The 16,492-nt window shown below is 41.5% G+C and carries 12 protein-coding genes; 2 read left to right on the top strand and 10 right to left on the bottom strand.

Annotation, left to right across the window (positions count from 1 at the left end):
* The first annotated feature begins 85 nt into the window (after nucleotides 1–85).
* A complete protein-coding gene (locus ACFSCZ_RS15135) occupies nucleotides 86–655 on the top strand; it encodes a hypothetical protein (RefSeq protein WP_380774955.1) in 570 nt (189 codons plus the stop codon).
* A gap of 23 nt (nucleotides 656–678) precedes the next feature.
* Here ACFSCZ_RS15135 and wecB read toward each other — a convergent pair whose 3' ends face one another.
* The 6 genes from wecB to ACFSCZ_RS15105 form a co-directional block, all read right to left on the bottom strand.
* Nucleotides 679–1,872, bottom strand: coding sequence for a non-hydrolyzing UDP-N-acetylglucosamine 2-epimerase (gene wecB / locus ACFSCZ_RS15130; RefSeq protein ID WP_380774957.1), 1,194 nt, complete (start codon nucleotides 1,870–1,872; stop codon nucleotides 679–681).
* A gap of 73 nt (nucleotides 1,873–1,945) precedes the next feature.
* The gene (locus ACFSCZ_RS15125) at nucleotides 1,946–4,651 is read right to left on the bottom strand and encodes a glycosyltransferase (protein WP_380774953.1); all 2,706 of its coding nucleotides are present in this window, start codon (nucleotides 4,649–4,651) and stop codon (nucleotides 1,946–1,948) included.
* Entirely contained in the window at nucleotides 4,644–5,420 is a 777-nt protein-coding gene (locus tag ACFSCZ_RS15120) for a methyltransferase domain-containing protein (RefSeq protein WP_380774951.1), read from the bottom strand. Before ACFSCZ_RS15120 ends, ACFSCZ_RS15125 begins: the two co-directional genes overlap by 8 nt.
* Before the next feature lie 272 nt (nucleotides 5,421–5,692).
* Nucleotides 5,693–6,973 carry a nucleotide sugar dehydrogenase gene (locus ACFSCZ_RS15115; protein ID WP_380774949.1) on the bottom strand — a complete coding sequence of 427 codons (1,281 nt, stop codon included), beginning with the start codon at nucleotides 6,971–6,973 and terminating at the stop codon, nucleotides 5,693–5,695.
* Between the two features lie 46 nt (nucleotides 6,974–7,019).
* The gene (locus ACFSCZ_RS15110) at nucleotides 7,020–8,312 is read right to left on the bottom strand and encodes a glycosyltransferase (RefSeq protein WP_380774947.1); all 1,293 of its coding nucleotides are present in this window, start codon (nucleotides 8,310–8,312) and stop codon (nucleotides 7,020–7,022) included.
* Nucleotides 8,309–9,526: a glycosyltransferase family 4 protein gene (locus tag ACFSCZ_RS15105; RefSeq protein ID WP_380774945.1), complete on the bottom strand. Its 1,218-nt coding sequence runs from the start codon at nucleotides 9,524–9,526 to the stop codon at nucleotides 8,309–8,311. Before ACFSCZ_RS15105 ends, ACFSCZ_RS15110 begins: the two co-directional genes overlap by 4 nt.
* A gap of 1,455 nt (nucleotides 9,527–10,981) precedes the next feature.
* Between ACFSCZ_RS15105 and ACFSCZ_RS15100 the strand changes: the two genes are divergently transcribed.
* On the top strand, nucleotides 10,982–11,110 hold the full coding sequence (locus tag ACFSCZ_RS15100) for a hypothetical protein (protein WP_380774943.1): 129 nt from the start codon (nucleotides 10,982–10,984) through the stop codon (nucleotides 11,108–11,110).
* Nucleotides 11,111–11,659: 549 nt separating this feature from the next.
* Here the strand turns inward: ACFSCZ_RS15100 and ACFSCZ_RS15095 are convergent.
* From ACFSCZ_RS15095 to ACFSCZ_RS15080, 4 genes are all read right to left on the bottom strand, one after another.
* Nucleotides 11,660–11,977 carry a DMT family transporter gene (locus ACFSCZ_RS15095; RefSeq protein ID WP_380774941.1) on the bottom strand — a complete coding sequence of 106 codons (318 nt, stop codon included), beginning with the start codon at nucleotides 11,975–11,977 and terminating at the stop codon, nucleotides 11,660–11,662.
* A gap of 348 nt (nucleotides 11,978–12,325) precedes the next feature.
* A complete protein-coding gene (locus ACFSCZ_RS15090) occupies nucleotides 12,326–12,688 on the bottom strand; it encodes a DMT family transporter (protein ID WP_380774940.1) in 363 nt (120 codons plus the stop codon).
* A 362-nt stretch (nucleotides 12,689–13,050) separates the two neighbouring features.
* Nucleotides 13,051–14,481, bottom strand: a complete 1,431-nt coding sequence (locus ACFSCZ_RS15085; protein WP_380774939.1) for a purine-cytosine permease family protein — start codon at nucleotides 14,479–14,481, stop codon at nucleotides 13,051–13,053.
* A gap of 656 nt (nucleotides 14,482–15,137) precedes the next feature.
* Entirely contained in the window at nucleotides 15,138–16,319 is a 1,182-nt protein-coding gene (locus ACFSCZ_RS15080; protein WP_380774938.1) for a M20 family metallopeptidase, read from the bottom strand.
* Between the last annotated feature and the right edge of the window lie 173 nt (nucleotides 16,320–16,492).

Below are 16,492 nucleotides of genomic sequence, written 5' to 3'. Positions count from 1 at the left end.
AGTTTCACTGGAGAAAGCTACCGAATGACTCACGCGTTATCAAGACAGAATCACTAACGGAATAGGCTGGCAAAGTTATGCACTTTTGATTGCACTATTGTGTATTTTTCTCTTGCAAAATACATCCAAAGGGACAAGCAGTGAAGAAGGAGAAGCAGCTGAAAAACAATCTGAAGCTGAGTCAATCGCTTTTGTAGCTCAGTTCATTGATGCAGACAACAGAGCTGTTGAAGTAGAAGAAGGAAAAGAGATTACGAGTACATCCTTGGAGTTCATTGACAACAATATCGAAGTATTTATAAATCATGACAAAGAAGTATCCGAGGAACTTGTCGATACAAGCATTGATTATCGACATTTAGGTAAAGACATTGATAAACATTCCGGAACGATGTACCAAGACCAAGGAGTGATCCTTGATATACAAGAAGTAAACTCTGAGGGATTAAACAAGGAAATTACCATTATCCATCTTCAAAATCCCCAAAACCAAACCAATTATCATCTCTTATACATTGGGGAAACAGATCTCCTGGAGGACGATGCCATTCAATTTATTGGACTTCCCCTAATGAACACTTCATTTTCAAACGTGAGCGGTGGAACAACGAAGCTTTTCATGATCCTGGCAAGCGACTTAGAGAAAATAGAATAATGATAGAAAAATAGACCTTGAGACTATCCAAGGTCTATTTTTGTGGAACCATGGCTTGATTGTACTCGACACGATTCGACTATTATCGGGGCGTCACAGGCACCGCCCGAAAACTTACGACGAATAGCCTCCACAATGCACCTGGATGCCTCCCCATCCCCGTACGGGTTGACGGCTTTGGCCATTTTTTCATAGGCAGATGGATCGGTTAATAGTTCATTTGCCATTTGATAGATGGTTTCTTCCTGAAGTCCGGTTAATTTTAGAGTTCCCGCCTCGATTCCTTCCGGACGCTCCGTCGTATCCCTCAATACCAGGACTGGGACTCCCAATGACGGAGCTTCTTCTTGAACCCCGCCGGAATCACTGAGGATCAGATATGCCTTGTTTGCAAAGTTGTGAAAGTCCATCACATCCAGCGGTTCGATTAAATGAATTCTGGGATCGTTCCCCAACATCTCATTCGCCGTTTCCCTTACAGCAGGGTTCATATGAACTGGATAGACCACTTGTATGTCCTGATGATCCTCCGCCAGCCGCTTTACGGCCCGGAATATATTTCTCATCGGTTCACCCAGGTTCTCCCGCCGATGGGCCGTTAACAGAATGAGACGGTCTTCCCCGACTTTTTCAAGCACAGGGTGCGTATATTCCTCTCTCACGGTCGTTTTCAGGGCATCGATGGCCGTATTACCGGTAATAACAATCGTTTCTTCCTTTTTTCCCTCTTCCAGCAAATGATTGGCCGATTGCTGGGTCGGAGCGAAATGAAGATCCGCAATCACTCCCGCGAGCTGCCGGTTCAATTCTTCCGGAAACGGGGAATATTTATTCCAGGTCCTTAACCCGGCTTCTACATGACCCACCGGAATTTGATTGTAAAAAGCAGCCAGACCGGCCGCAAAAGTGGTCGTTGTATCGCCATGCACCAGCACAAGATCAGGCTGCGTTATCTTCATGACCTTATCCAAGCCCGTAAGCGCAGCGGTTGTTACCTCAGCAAGAGTTTGCCTGTCCTTCATCATGTTCAGGTCAAAGTCCGGCTGAATACCAAATGTATCAAGTACCTGGTCCAGCATTTGCCGATGCTGGGCTGTTACGGTCACAATCGTTTCGAATTCATTCGAGTGCCTTTCCAATTCCAATATGAGCGGTGCCATCTTGATGGCTTCCGGCCTTGTACCAAAAATGGCCATGACTTTGATTTTGTTATTCAACAATGATCAGTCCCTTGTTTTATATGCTGTTCCATCATCCGCACAGAATGATTTTCAGGCCCCTCCAAAGCGTTCAGGACACCCATGCCTTTTGATGTTCATAAACAAATTCATTTAAAATTTGCTCGTAATCCCGTTCGTTCAAGATGCTTTTAAACTTGGCAAGCTCTTCATCTTCATGAACCAGGTAATCCTCGTACAGTGCAAAAATGTTCTCCAGGACCATGAGCGATCCGAAGGCATCTTCTTCTCTTACGTGTTTTAATTTGTCCAGGTACCAATTGTTAAAATAATAATTAAATCGTTTCGCCATGTACTCCTCAAGTAAACCATGTCTTTTAAGAAACTTTATTCTCTCTTTTTCCAGCAGGTAATATTTCTCAAAAAAACGTTTCGTCACCGTGTTCACCGTAGATCCAGAGACAGCGGCATAGTATATGTGGATCGGTCGATTAATCACTTTTGTTCTCCGGGCGTGCAAAAGCAACTCGTGAAAAAAGAGGGTATCCTGTCCCGCGGCACCGATGACCATTTGCAGGCCGTTCTTTACAATAACCTCTTTCCTTACCACTAAGGCTTGAATGCTCATAGCCTTAAATTGGCTGCTGCTTAAAAATTGGTGCACATTTCCGGATATGACGCTGCTTCCATTATATTGAATGGCTGTCTGATAATAATCAAACAGCATTTCATCATGAGCCAGGCGGACCATGTTGCCGACAGCCATGTCATAGTGTCCGCTTTGCAGTTCCTTATACAGATGAAAATATCCGTCTTCAATCGCTTCATTATCCGGGTCAAGATACGCAATATAATCCGCCGAAGCCAACTCGACGCCTTTATTTCTCGGACGCGACGCGCTGCCGCTGCCCCCGTCTTTAAAGAAATACGTTTTTACATTGGCATATTCATTTGAAATTCTTCTCACGATCCCCGGCGTATACCCGTCCGTCGACCCGTCATCCACCATGACAATTTCCATCTCATCAAACAAAGAGCTTCTCTTTAAGCTCAAAAAACATTTGTTCCACAAGTGGTCCCCATTATTGTAAACCGGGACAATCACGGATAACTTATATTTTTTTGGCTGAATGGCTTTTTCCACTTTTTTGCTGTAAAATTCAAATCGGTCGATGCTGTATCCATTGTCGATTGAGACAGGGCCTTCCATTTCCAATAATGCGGATAATCCGAAGGCTTCCTTCCAAAAAACAGTTCTATATTTATCTTTCATTTGGTCGACATAGTCGTGTTCGATGCCTTCCACCGGCTGATGGCCATCTACATAGGCATCCTTCGTAATATAATCGCAATTTGTATACTTAAATCCATTGATCATATCTTCCAGGTAAAACTCCCCGTACTCCTTTTGGGGATCAAAAAAAGCCACGATATCATATTCTGTTAAGGCTTCTTCATTCACTTCGTTTTCGGCAAAGAGCTTTTTATACGGATACGTCTGTTTGTGAAATGCAGAGCAAACAGCCTGTGTTTTCTCCTTTACGATCACAGCTGCTTTTCGGTTCTTGGTTCCAGTCTGAATGCCAATTTTTTCAAGCATTTCTTCAACGCGGTGATAGCTCGTTTCTTTGGACATGACCCTTCGAATACCCCAAACCTGATGCTGATATACTTCTTCCTCCGTAAAGGCGTCAAAAATAGATGGAATTTCTTTTTCATCATAAATCGTGAATACATTCGGAAATTGATTATTGACCCCGATACTGTAATTGGAAAGCAAATTGTTCCCCAAAGCCTGCACTTCATAAATCCGGTTGGCAAACATCGAATTGCTGTATTTTACACTGTTCAGGTTAATGGTCCAATCAAACAGTTTATACAGCTTTTGTAAATATTGATGCTGGATCGAAGGGGAAACATACGGCAAATACTCTTCCGGGAAAAAGAACTGTTCCAGCTTCAGTTCAAAATTCCGGTCAATAATTTTTAAGCCTTTCCCTGCCTCCAATACCCCGTCAAACAGAACCCTCGTCTCTTCCTGGCGATCAGGGTATTTTTCATACCAAGAGCCTGCAAACAGCACCTCTTTCCTTTTCGGAAATTTTCGCATGCCGATGGGATGATGGTAAGTGGGATTCACGCCGAAACGGAGCAAGAACACATTCTCATTGCGGCAATCCGCTTTATAGCAGTCTATTTTTTCTTCCGCTGTCGTAAAGATGTAATCACATTTTTGGGCGATTCCCAGAAACACATGATAATTAACCGGGTCTTCCTTTGAGTAAAAAACAATTTTCGTTCCTTTCCCACGGAAATAGTCAATGATTTTTTGCAAATCTTCCCTGTGCCTTCGGATGTTCGGATTTCCAAGTCCTTTCCATTTGAAGTCGATTCCCTTCCACGCCGAGACAACCAACAAAACATCCAGTGGTTCACGGATCTCCTTGTACCTGTCCCGGTCGATATAGATAAAGTTGGCGACTCCCTGGAAAGAATGATATAAAAACTCATCACAAATAATGCCGATGTTCGCTTTGATTTTTTCATAGAAGCGGCTGCCGTTGCTGTCCGGAATTTGATCCAGCAACGGTTGGACCTCCTCGAAAAAGTGCTGATCAGATACCTGATCCCTGTAGGATAAATAGGCTCCTTTATCTTTTACGCTGCCGATCGATGCATCCAGAAAATCAAATTTGCTTTCATAGACGGCACCGTATTGTTCCATCAGGGTTTTACGGTCTTCGTTGATTTCTTCTTTTATTTTCTTTTTTACATGCTTTAATGTGGATAGTCTTCGGTCAATCGCTGCTTCATCCACTGGATTTCCCCCCAAAAAGACTTCTGCGTTTCTTCCATAAGAATAAAGTAACTTTTCCAAGCTTCGAGTTGCTGAGTGCCTGATACTTTCGCAGCAACTGCTTGTAGTTTAAGAGCAGCTTTTCCTCTCTCGAGTAAGCTGCTTCCAAATGTTCCTGCAAGTAAATATTCTTCATAATCCGGTCGATGCTGGCTTCCTTTTCCTGCTGCCACGCCTCTTCCATTGTCATCGGAAGGCTTTCCAGATCCAGCTGCAGCTGCCAGGACCCGGACACTTTTTTAAAAACAGCTCCCATCCCACTGCTGAAAAATTGCATCTCCATAATTTGAAGGGATTCCGTTTGCAGCTGATAAATTTCTGTTGGAAAAAAAGGTTCCGATGAACGGTCCGATTCATAGGAAACGGTTATGACCAGGTGTCCACCTTCTTTCAGCCTTTCGAAAGCTTTCTCCATTACTTTCCTGGCATCTGTTCCATACTGGAAGATATTCCTTACAATCACCGAGTGAAACGACCCTCCTACAACATCAGCCACATGGCTGCATCCGCAATCTGCCGGGGCTTCACGGTCCAGCAGCTGATTTACACATTGAACCGATTGGTCATAGTGATCCATGGCGGTAATTTCTTCTCCTGCCGGGACAAAGAAATCCCATCCCTGGGTACATCCAATATGTAAAGCAGGACCGCCTGAAGATTTTTCATCAATCCATTTTTCGACAGGGTTCGGCTGCTCTATGTTTTCCATATCATTAAAAATATTTTTCACAGTATCAGACTCCCGGTTTTTCGACCTGTTCCAGTTTCAGCGCCAGCAACTAGCATCCTTCGCCTTTCTTACCTCAAAGCTTCTTCGCTTTTTCTGCGTACATATTCCGATGCACAGGGCGTGCCCATGCAAGCAAAGCCACAGCTGAGCCTGCGGCGCTTGCCCCCCATAACACAACTTTTCCACAAAGTTTGCACGTCGCTAAAGCCCTTGTCGGAAAAACAGCGCTGCCGGGTAAAAAAATTCCTTCCGGCAGCACCGCAGATCCAGGATTAACGTGTTTCCACCATCGTTTGTTTTTTGAATTGATAAAGATTGCCGAAATTGATATATTGAAAGATTTCCGAACGATTTTGAACGACATTTTTTGTGTCAAAAATGCGTTTGGTTGCCATGCCCGATAGTTGAGAGAAGTCCAGCTCTTTAAACTCGTCATGATCTGTTAATACAACAATCAAATCAGAATTGGCTGCCGCTTCCCGGATGTCTTTCGTAACAATTCGGCTGTTGACATGGGGATCATACGCTTTTACGCCATATTTCCCCTCGAATTTCAGTCTTTCCAGCACTTCCATGGCCGGGCTCTTTCTCATATCATCCACATTTCCTTTATAAGTCAAGCCGAACAATGTGACGATTTTACCGTTCACTTTTTGCATTAAAGCGTTGATGTTCTCTACGACAAAGGCCGGCATAGAGGTGTTCACGTTACGGGCCAATTGAATAATCTTGGCTGTTTCAGGCGCTTTGGAAACAATGAAATACGGATCTACGGCAAGGCAGTGTCCTCCAACACCGGGACCCGGGTGATGAAGATTCACTCTCGGGTGTTTATTTGCCATTTGAATGACATCTAAGGCATTAATTTCCAGTTGGTCACATACCTTGGCCAGCTCGTTCGCCAATGCGATATTGACATCCCGGAAGGTGTTCTCCATCAACTTGGACATTTCCGCTGTTTTGGCATTCGTCCGGAGCATTTCGCCTTGGACAAATGTAGAATAGACCTTTACGCCGGCTTCCGTGCAAGCCGGTGTAATACCGCCGATAATCCGGTTATTGTAAATGAGTTCGTGCATAATTTGGCCTGGAAGCACTCTTTCTGGACAATGAACGAGGAAAATGTCTTTCCCGACAACAAACCCGGCAGCTTCAATGACCGGTTTGATTGAATCATCCATGCTTCTGGGTGAAATTGTCGATTCCACGATCACGGTATTTCCTTTTTCCATGTACGGAAGGATAGCGTTCAACGCATCCAATACATAAGTCAGGTCACATGATTTATAAGGATCGCGCATGTTCGGAGTCGGAACGGACACGATAAAAGCATCCGCTTTTTCCGGTTTCAGTGAAGCTTTAAAATGTCCTGTTTCAATGACTTCAAGCAACGCTTCCTTTAATCCCGGTTCTTCAATGTGGATTTCGCCGGAATTCAGCTTGCGGATGACATCTTTTTTCACATCCACTCCAACCACTTCTGCACCATGCCGCGCAAACATGATCGATGTCGGCAGTCCAATATATCCAAGCCCCATTACACAAACCTTCATTTGAATTCCTCCAATATTAGGATAAATGCGGTGATCATTCTACCGTCTAATTTGCAATCAAATAGTCATATACCGATAAAAAATGTCTTTGCTCCTGCTCCCAATTGTATTTGTGTTTGGCACCCGCACAATTGTTGGCAAGCTTGCGGTATAAAGCTTGATTTTCCAGCAGTTCGTTGACAGCCCAGGCAATTTCCTTCTCACTGTGCGGATCGATGCAAAGTCCGACCTGTTCTCCTTCTACAATTCTTTTAATCTCAGGAAAATAACAGGCCACCACAGGGACACCGGCCATCAAGTATTCAAATAATTTATTGGATGATGCAGAATAATGGTTAAAGCACACATTATTCAGCACCTGAAACCCGAGATAAGCGTTTCTCGTATATTTGGGCAGTTCTTTCAGCGGTACTTTAGGCAAAAATTTCACCTTTTCCTCTAAACCCATGTCTTTCACGAGTTGGATCAGATCCGGTTTGATCCTGCCGTCACCGATCAATACAAGCGTCCCTTCCTTGAACAGGGGGGCGGCTTTAATGAGTTTGTCCAGTCCCCGGCCCATTTGGATCCCTCCCTGGTAAAGAAGAATCTTTTCATCTTCCGGCAATCCCAACTTTTCGTGCAATGGCGCTTTCTCTGCCGATTGCCCGATTTCTTGAAAAGGGTAGTTATGCACCACACTTGGATAAAAACCGTATAGGTTTTTGCTGTATTCGGCCCGTGTGTGATTTTCTACGATCATGGCGTTGATCTTTCGGATAAAAAAGCCTTCCATCTTTCCATACAGCGCCGAGTCATAGCCTGTTCGGCTTGTTTGGACTTCATGGGAATCATACACCAGCTTTTTCTTACGAAATCTCCATTTTGCACAAATATATCCTTGCGGAAGGGTATTTAAATCATTGGAATGATAAATATCGTACTCTTGTTTGAACCCGCGGCCGATCATTCTTAAAATAATGCTGCCCCTGATCCAAAGCGTCCGGATCTTTTTCTGCATAAGAAGAAAGAATAGACCGAACAGAAGGAGAGTCATGTACGGTGCAAAAAACAGAAACACGCCGCCCAAAATCAATAAGGGAAGGAGCATCCATTTATTTTTCCTGATGAGCAAGATCCCTTTTTGGAGAAGCTCCCAGACAACCGGATATCTTCTTACACGATAGACATGAAAATCAGGGTTTCTTTCCTCAAATCGGGGCAATCCCTTTTCATTCGGGTCGTGAATACAGATGAGATCTACTTGATACCCATTTGCCGACAGCGCCGTGCATTCTCTCAGCACACGAGCATCATTCGTGAAATGATTCCATACAAACATACATACTTTTTTCTTCATAGTTCCATCCCGGCCTTATCCGTTACCTTTTCAATGCATTCGACAAGCGTTTCAATATTTTTCTCCCATATCAACGTTTTCCGGATATATGCTTCGCTATTTTTGGACATTTCCTGGCGCATTTCTTTGCTTTTTAATAAATAGATGATTTTATGAAACAGATCGGCTGCCGATCCGTCTTCACTGATCAAACCTACTTTCTCCTTTTCTATCAATGATTTGGAAAATCCCGAGACAGAGCCGACGATCGGAACTTTGCAGGTCATATAATCGATCACCTTTCCGGGAAGCACCGTGTCAAACACCTGTTTCTGTTTTAGTGTAACGATGGCTACATCAGATTCTCCGATGATGTGTAAACAATTTCTTCGCGTTGTCGGCGATAAAAAGGAGATATTCTTTAACCCGTTCTGCTGTGCAAATTCGTAAAATTGGTTTTTTTCAACGCCGTAGCCGATCACCGTAAGGCCGATATCATTTTCCGATAGTTTCATAGCCAGCTCCTTTAACAAGGAAACATCTTGCGCCCGCCCCAAATTTCCTGCATAAATCACTTGATTGCGCGCCTTTTCAGCCGTTTGGCTTTCCATTTCAAATTGGCGTGCTGCGTTGGGCAAATACACAATTTTCTCAGAAGCAGGGCCCAGCTGTTTTTTGATATACTCTTGAAAACCAAGACTATTAATGATGATGAAGTCGGCTTTTCGGTAAAGAAATCTTTCAATCATGTAAAATAGGTTTAAAATCAAAGGATGATGAAACACTCCCACCCCTTTTAATGATTCGGGCCACAAATCTCTGATATCCAAAATCAGCTTGTTTTTACCTTTCCATTTGGCCAAGAGCCCCACAAGCGCCACAAAAATCGGCGGAGATGTCACAAAAATCACATCATATCGCTGCCGGTCTTTCAGGATGGCGAACATCATCCTCCACATCATTTCCAGATAATACAATAATCGGTTCACGATACTCCCAGAATACCTGCGGCTTTTGATGGGAATACGGGTAATATGCGGATCCTTGTTTAACTCTTCATCATCCCAAAAAGAAGGATCTTCATAGGTGTTTTTATTCGGATAGGACGGCTCCGTCGTCAGTACTTGAACCAAATACCCCTTGCTTTTGAGGAGTTGATAGATATTTTTCATCCTGTTTGCGGCACTGCCAATTTCCGGATAAAAGTTATGAGAAATCATGAGTACCTTTTTCATCTGCCACTTTCCTTCTCCGTTATGTGTACTTTCGAAAAAAAAGAGTTCCGGACTGCTGATCATGTAACCCGTCCTCACGCCAAACGGGCAACATTTGTGCGTGTCTTCATCCTCTTAGAATCTCCGGGTATCCCCAAGATAACGGCTGGGAGACCTAAACCGAACACGTACTGCAGTACGCGTTTCACTTTATGTAAAAAAGTGTTAATCACATAGTACCCAAGCAATGTAAATTAACTATTAATAGTTTGCTAGAATTTTATAAAAGTTGTGTAAAGAGGAATGCTGATTTTTGGAGGTTCTGTAAAGAAAAGAAGAGATTAAAAGGTTTGTGTAAGGAATGTAAATGGAGGGATTAGTGAGTATTGCGGACAGATTGAGCCAGCAGTGCGGAGTTTTGAGCCACTTAATGCGGACGTTTGAGTCAGTAACTGCAAAGGAGAGATCCACAACCATTGTTCTGCCATAGTTAGCGCGAATACTATTACCCGCCACCATTGACTTAACTTTTGTTCGGGTTGAGGAACAATCGCAGGTCTTGCTTAAATAATGCCAAATATGCAAACCCGCTCAAGTATAATAACACGGACAATCCGAATCTAAACATTCGCTGGCGGGGCCCCGATCCCTTCCAGCAAATGTAAAGAATCGGGCCTTAAAGCAAATGGCAAGCAGCTTCGCTGTGGCTCTGACTCTCTTCTTTAAACAGCGGCTGTACCATAAGTGGCTCATTTCATCTGCAATAATCATCATAGGCTTTCACCCACCTCTGTCGTCTTTTTTACCATCCTTTGACAAAAAATTTACCAACCTCTGTCAACGCTTACCATAAACTTAAGTTCATAGAAATAGCGTGCAACCGGTCAGCCACCATTGAATTTCCTTTTCTCCGTGTAGTGGTAGTACATGTATCTTCTATATTATGATATACACTTGATAAATTTATTACTTTGCCTCAACATTTTTCAAACTACATCCAGTATCTGGTTAAATCAAGTATATTCTATCCAAGAGAATTCAGAATCCAAGCCAAGTTCTTTTTCAAATAATGCTTTATACTGTCTATAGTCTTCGGGACTAATGTTTGGCTTTTCTATTTAGTCCAGAAGGTTTTAGGCATGCTGTAGTAAGTCCGGAATATGCTTAGTTGCTTCTGCAAAGTAATCAACATCCAATTAATCCATACCCCTCGTCTGCCAAAGCTATATGTGTTAATTCATGTACCAACCTTATTTCGAATTCCTTTATTCTTTTGATTGGACGAATATACACTTTTCGTTCAGGGATTAGAGCCCATCCCACTTCGTTCGGTTGAAATTCTTCTAAAACCTTCATATACACATCTACACTATTTTGCATTCCCAAGGAATGAATGTAAGATTTTGCTTGGTTTGATAAATCCTGATCATACTCCCAATATATAAGTAATAGATCATCAGGGAGGATGAGAAAGCCATGGCATTAGTAGTAGGAAGAAAAGCGGGGGAAGCAATTATCTTGGAGAGCACTCAAGATGAAACCCAAGTGAGAATTGAAGTAATCAAGGATGACGGCATGCTCCGTTTAAAAATCTCTTGCAAATGATCCGCTAGACAGAAGCATCCGAAAATACATTTTTAAAATATACGAAAGCTGATCTACTCATAGTTGATGTATGGCTACTAACAGAATTATCAGTCTATTAAGCTGCAATACTTTTGGAAATCGCCGAAGCACTCCATAAATTTTGACTTAGACTTTATTTTGTTCATATACGATCCTGGGAAATGTCATAAAAAACTTGGGAGATGTAACTATTACGGAGGCTATTCTAGACCGTATCATGACTCCTATCAAATCTTGTTAGTGGTGAAGGCCCTATGAGAGAGCGCCATATGGAAGGTGCCAAATAATCCCATTAGAAATAGAAAACCGTATAGCCAATTACTTTTTTCATACGTAGTTGCTCGATGATGTTATGTTTAAAATTGAAGACAGGCTAATATCCATCTGCATATGGACCAAGGAGGAGGGATGTACTCGTTCGTTGGGAATTTGAGACTATGGAGAGGCAGTTAGATATAACCGACATTTCCATTTCTCCACGCGAAATGTCGGTTATATAATTCTAGTTTTTCCTCGCGAACCTATAGCCTAATATGAAACTAGTCTTAACCCGATGGCGGATACTATAATTAAACCAATAAAAAAAACCCTTAATTTGCTTTTTGATTCCCCGTAAAAAAGTATACCAATTACTGTTCCCCCAACCGTTCCTATGCCTGTCCAAACCGCGTAGGCAGTTCCCATTGAGATGTCTCTCATTGCCAAAGAAAGTAGTAAAAAACTTAATGTGAATCCGCCAATTAGTAAAGTAAGAGAAGCTACAGTGATTTTTTGGTTAACCTTTGTTATTCCAGCAACAGCTGCACACTCAAAGCATCCAGCTAATATTAATGCGAACCAAGCCATTAGTATCACCTTCATAACCTTCCAATAGTATTGTTATCTTCATGTAGTGTACCCCTTTGTCAGTACAAAAAAGTTATTTTCAAGATGAACCCTGCTTCCAAGTTTAATTTTTTTGTTGCCTTTTCAAGTCTACCACCTCTAATGATCGGTAATATCTACCAAATACATGAGGCCCGCTGGATGTCGCCATTCGTAACATTAATTACTCAAACCTGATGGTTAGGAATACAATACCGAGTAGGCAAGGATCGTTTTCTGAAATTTAGACCAGGATGATTCATCGCATTCATGATATCAATTTGCCCCTGATCCAGCTCATAATTCAGATAGTAGTTGTCCTAACTAAATTTAGTGGTTTACACTAATATCTTTAATATCTTGATCTGGTTCCGATGGTTCAGGTGTAACAATGTTTAACCCAATAACACCAATAAGAAGGGTTCCAATTAAACATATCTTCTCCCAGCTAAAGGGAGCTCCGAACCATGCCATCTCTATGACTACCGTTCCGGCTGTCCCTACCCCCACAAATATGGAATACACGGTACTTGTAGGTAACTTTTTTCCAGTATAAGTTAGTAACCCTGTACTAACAATGATCGCAATAATTGTTAACGCCCATGAAAACACATTGTCAGCATGCTTCAAACCAACCACCCATATAAGCTCAAAAAAAATAGCAGCGGCAAGCAAAAACCAACTTACATACATGTCATATCCTCCCGTATAACAAGATTATTAACCTTCCGTGGATTAAGTATTTTAAACTTTTGGTCTTGGGTATTCCCTCTCAGTTTTAGCTACACATTGAAACGATAATTGCCTTACAGTATCTAATAATCAATGTTGGAGAAAACAATGAATATTGCTAGACAGAATTTCCCCTCCTGCTTTTCCCTTTATAATAATTAAAAATGGGTCAGGACACGTATAGTCTGACCCCAGAAAGCTCAAATGTATGACGTTCATTTACCAGGAGTCCAGCACCCTTTAGTCACCATTACTTTTATTTAGGGCAATAATTTTGTGGTAAATCTCCCCATCAAGTGATTCGCAAAAGCCAAAATTGTAGTTTATGCTGTTTCATTTGAATCACTCGCCACTTTTTCTATATTTCCATTAGACTTCTTGGAAAATACATAAAATAATACTAATGCCACAATAGCTGAAGCAACAAAACTCACATCAATTCCTCCAAATGCGTCGGAGAAGGGACCAACAAAAACAGTTGTGTTTGTAAATAACAATCCAACGATTACTGCAATAACCCATGAGGAAACTGCTGGTAAGTTAAAACCATTAGAATACCAGTACTTCCCGTTACTTGACTGGTGTAGTTCCATTGGCGAATATTGACCTTTAAACAGGTAATAACCAACCAAATTAATAGCCATCCACGGAGATACAGCGACGATAATTATAGTCACAAATCCGTTAATCGCATCGATTAGGTTGTAAACAAAAACAGCTAAGTAAATTAAGACAATAGCAGCAATACTTACAATTATTGTTGTTGGAATACGTTTAAGACCCCATCCAATAGATTCTAATCCCAGGCCACTGCCGTACAATGCAAAACTTCCTTGTGATATACTTCCAAATAAGCCGATTAAGATTAAAGGTACTGTAAACCACACTGGAGACTGTTCGATAATTCCTTCCACAAACGGTGTATCAATTGTTTTCAAAGTTGTCATTAAATAAGCCGCGATAACTAGCGATATCCAACACCCGACAAACATTCCGAGGCTGGTTGCCAACCTAATATGACGAGTGTCAGATTTGTTTGGAACATACCGGGCGTAATCATTAAGGAAGGGGGTATAAGAAATGGGTAAAGAAAGACCCACACTTACTGACAATAACCACGTAGGCCAAAAACTACCTAAAATATAATTACCCCCTTGATAGGAAACATCAAATTGTGGTAGAAAAACAATAACTGATAGCACTAAAAGTGTACCAACTATCCATGTTCCAAACTTTTCAATAGATAAAACAATAGACTGTCCGTATATAGCCGCAGCAATTGTGATTGCGGTAATGATCACTGCACCAATAACTAAAGTTCCGGTTCCTACCTCCCAATTAAACAATCTGTGACTACCAAATGCTAGAGATTGGGCACCTGTCCATATTGCTAATGCATAGAATCCCAGACCTATAAAAATTGTCAATACGGAACTTATTACTCTCCCTCTCGTTCCAAAGTGCGCCCCACTACTAACAATACTGTTCGTACCAGTTTTTGTACCCAAAGCAGCAATTGGGCCAATGATAATTGAACCTATTAAGAGCCCAACTGTTAAAGCAAAAAATGAGCTCCACCATCCTAAACCGAAAATAACTGGAAGGGTACCAAGGAGCATAATTGGATAACTGAATTGGGCACCAACAATAACAAAAAAAACATTGAGTGGTGTTGAATTACGTTCATTTTCTGGGATGTAATCAATCCCCTTAATTTCTAATTTGCTAGTTTTTTGTTCCGAAATATTCATCATTATTCACCTCTTATACAAGATTTTCGGTTTGAAAACCGGATTCCGATAATCAAATAATGCAATCATATGGACATACCTTAGTTTCCTTTTTGTTTTAAAAGATCCCTTTTTCTGAAAGCTCTGTAGTAAAACAATTTCCATTATGCTATGTCTGCGGTAGTTGCCTTACCTGACTTGAACAATGTAAGCTTGATCCAACCAAGGATATTTCTCATGAAGTAGCATTATTTATCAAACAAGTAAATCTCAAAATAAATATTATTAATACTTCTTTTGAAGTAATAGATGCAGACCTATGAATAAAGCCTGTTTATCATCTACCTAGAAAAGGAAGAAGTCGTCATTTACACAGAGGTGTGATGAATATATGAGTTATTATTTACCTTCAAGGTAATATTTGTGAACACCTTTCTTAAAAAGGATGTGACATATTTGGTGTGCTTTCATTTTGATTCTATACGGTGCCGGCCCCAAACTCTCTTTTAAGTAGCGTATGAAAGCAGAACAGGGAGCCCAATGTATAACTCGATTTAGTCAAAATTAGCAGTTGGGCATGATGATCTTCCGATTATCATCTATTTGTCCGCACTTTGTTTGCGCTTTCATTCTAGACAATTAAATATCAAGTCTCTCCTGTTATTCAATATCCCATCCAGCTAGTGCCTGTCTTTTTGCAGGTAGCTAATTGCTGCTTTACCGAGTACCTTCGCAGCAATAACTAATGCCCGTTCATCAATATCAAATTTGGGATGATGATGAGGATATGATTCATCCCATTTAAGGTTTCGGGCACCCGTAAAGAAAAACGTCCCCTTCACTTGTCGTAAATAATAAGAAAAGTCTTCTCCGACCATTTGCTGTTCGGCCTTCTTCACAATTCTGACACCCGGTACTGATTTAGCAAGTTCCGAGACAAACTTTGTTTCTTCCGAATGGTTTACAGTCGCCGGATACCCTTTTGTGTAGCGATACACATAGTCTACATCGGACGCCAAACATATGCCTTTTGTTATTCTTGCAATCTCATTTTCAATTAAGTTTTGAACACGTTCATTAAATGTGCGTACTGTACCTGATAATGTTGCACTGTCGGCGATAATATTAAAAGGATTTTTGGCCTCAAATGTACCGATCGATACGACAGCGGAATCTAGAGGATTAACTCTTCTACTAACTATCTGTTGTAAACTTTCAATTAATTGTCCCCCAATAACAATACTGTCCTTTGTTTCATGCGGCTGAGCTCCATGCCCCCCTTTTCCTTGTATTTTTATATCAAAACGGTCTACTGCAGCCATAAGCGGACCTGAACGACAACTAATCTCCCCAAGAGGAAGTTGTGATTGTAAATGTGTACCAAAGATTACATCTACACCATCAAGACAACCATCCTCGATCATCGCAATAGCTCCTCCAGGCGGAAGTTCCTCCGCATGCTGGTGAATAAAAACAACAGTTCCCTCCAATTCCTCTTGCATGCTATTTAGAACTTTGGCAAGTCCCAACAGCGTTGCAGTATGACCATCATGGCCACATGCATGCATCACCCCATCTACCTTGGATTTAAACGGAACATTCGTTTCCTCCTGAATGGGAAGAGCATCAAAATCAGCGCGTAATGCAACCGTACGTCCCTTTTTATTTCCCCGAAGTGTGGCAACGACACCACGGCCCCCTACCCCTGTACGAACCTCGTGTCCTAATTTCTCATGATAAGCTGCAATATAATTAGGGGTGTCTACTTCTTCAAATGATAATTCAGGGTTCATATGAAGATGGCGGCGTATAGCTATAATTTCATCAGTTATATCCTCTAACCGATCATACAACTCTTCCATTAAATTCTGCTCCCTTTTTCATTCCTAATTATAAAATATTCTCTGACTTGTATTTGGCAAGTAAAAAATGTATGAAATGGCATTTAAAAATGCATGCCACTCGCCAACGGCCTTATGAATGTAATAATGACTCTTTGTAACGGAAGCTGTCGCCCGTAAAAAGCAATAGATGC

Origin of the sequence: Siminovitchia sediminis, from assembly GCF_042680885.1 — a bacterium.
In the GTDB taxonomy this organism is placed as follows: domain Bacteria; phylum Bacillota; class Bacilli; order Bacillales; family Bacillaceae_C; genus Siminovitchia; species Siminovitchia sediminis.
This window is presented reverse-complemented; position numbering and strand designations above follow the sequence as displayed.

Excerpts from the sequence above, each read along its gene's own strand:
- ACFSCZ_RS15115 (WP_380774949.1), bottom strand. The coding sequence starts at position 6,973 with ATGAAGGTTTGTGTAATGGGGCTTGGATATATTGGACTGCCGACATCG.
- ACFSCZ_RS15110 (WP_380774947.1), bottom strand. The coding sequence starts at position 8,312 with ATGAAGAAAAAAGTATGTATGTTTGTATGGAATCATTTCACGAATGAT.
- ACFSCZ_RS15105 (WP_380774945.1), bottom strand. The coding sequence starts at position 9,526 with ATGAAAAAGGTACTCATGATTTCTCATAACTTTTATCCGGAAATTGGC.
- ACFSCZ_RS15100 (WP_380774943.1), top strand. The coding sequence starts at position 10,982 with ATGGCATTAGTAGTAGGAAGAAAAGCGGGGGAAGCAATTATCTTGGAG.
- ACFSCZ_RS15095 (WP_380774941.1), bottom strand. The coding sequence starts at position 11,977 with ATGGCTTGGTTCGCATTAATATTAGCTGGATGCTTTGAGTGTGCAGCT.
- ACFSCZ_RS15090 (WP_380774940.1), bottom strand. The coding sequence starts at position 12,688 with ATGTATGTAAGTTGGTTTTTGCTTGCCGCTGCTATTTTTTTTGAGCTT.
- ACFSCZ_RS15085 (WP_380774939.1), bottom strand. The coding sequence starts at position 14,481 with ATGATGAATATTTCGGAACAAAAAACTAGCAAATTAGAAATTAAGGGG.
- ACFSCZ_RS15080 (WP_380774938.1), bottom strand. The coding sequence starts at position 16,319 with ATGGAAGAGTTGTATGATCGGTTAGAGGATATAACTGATGAAATTATA.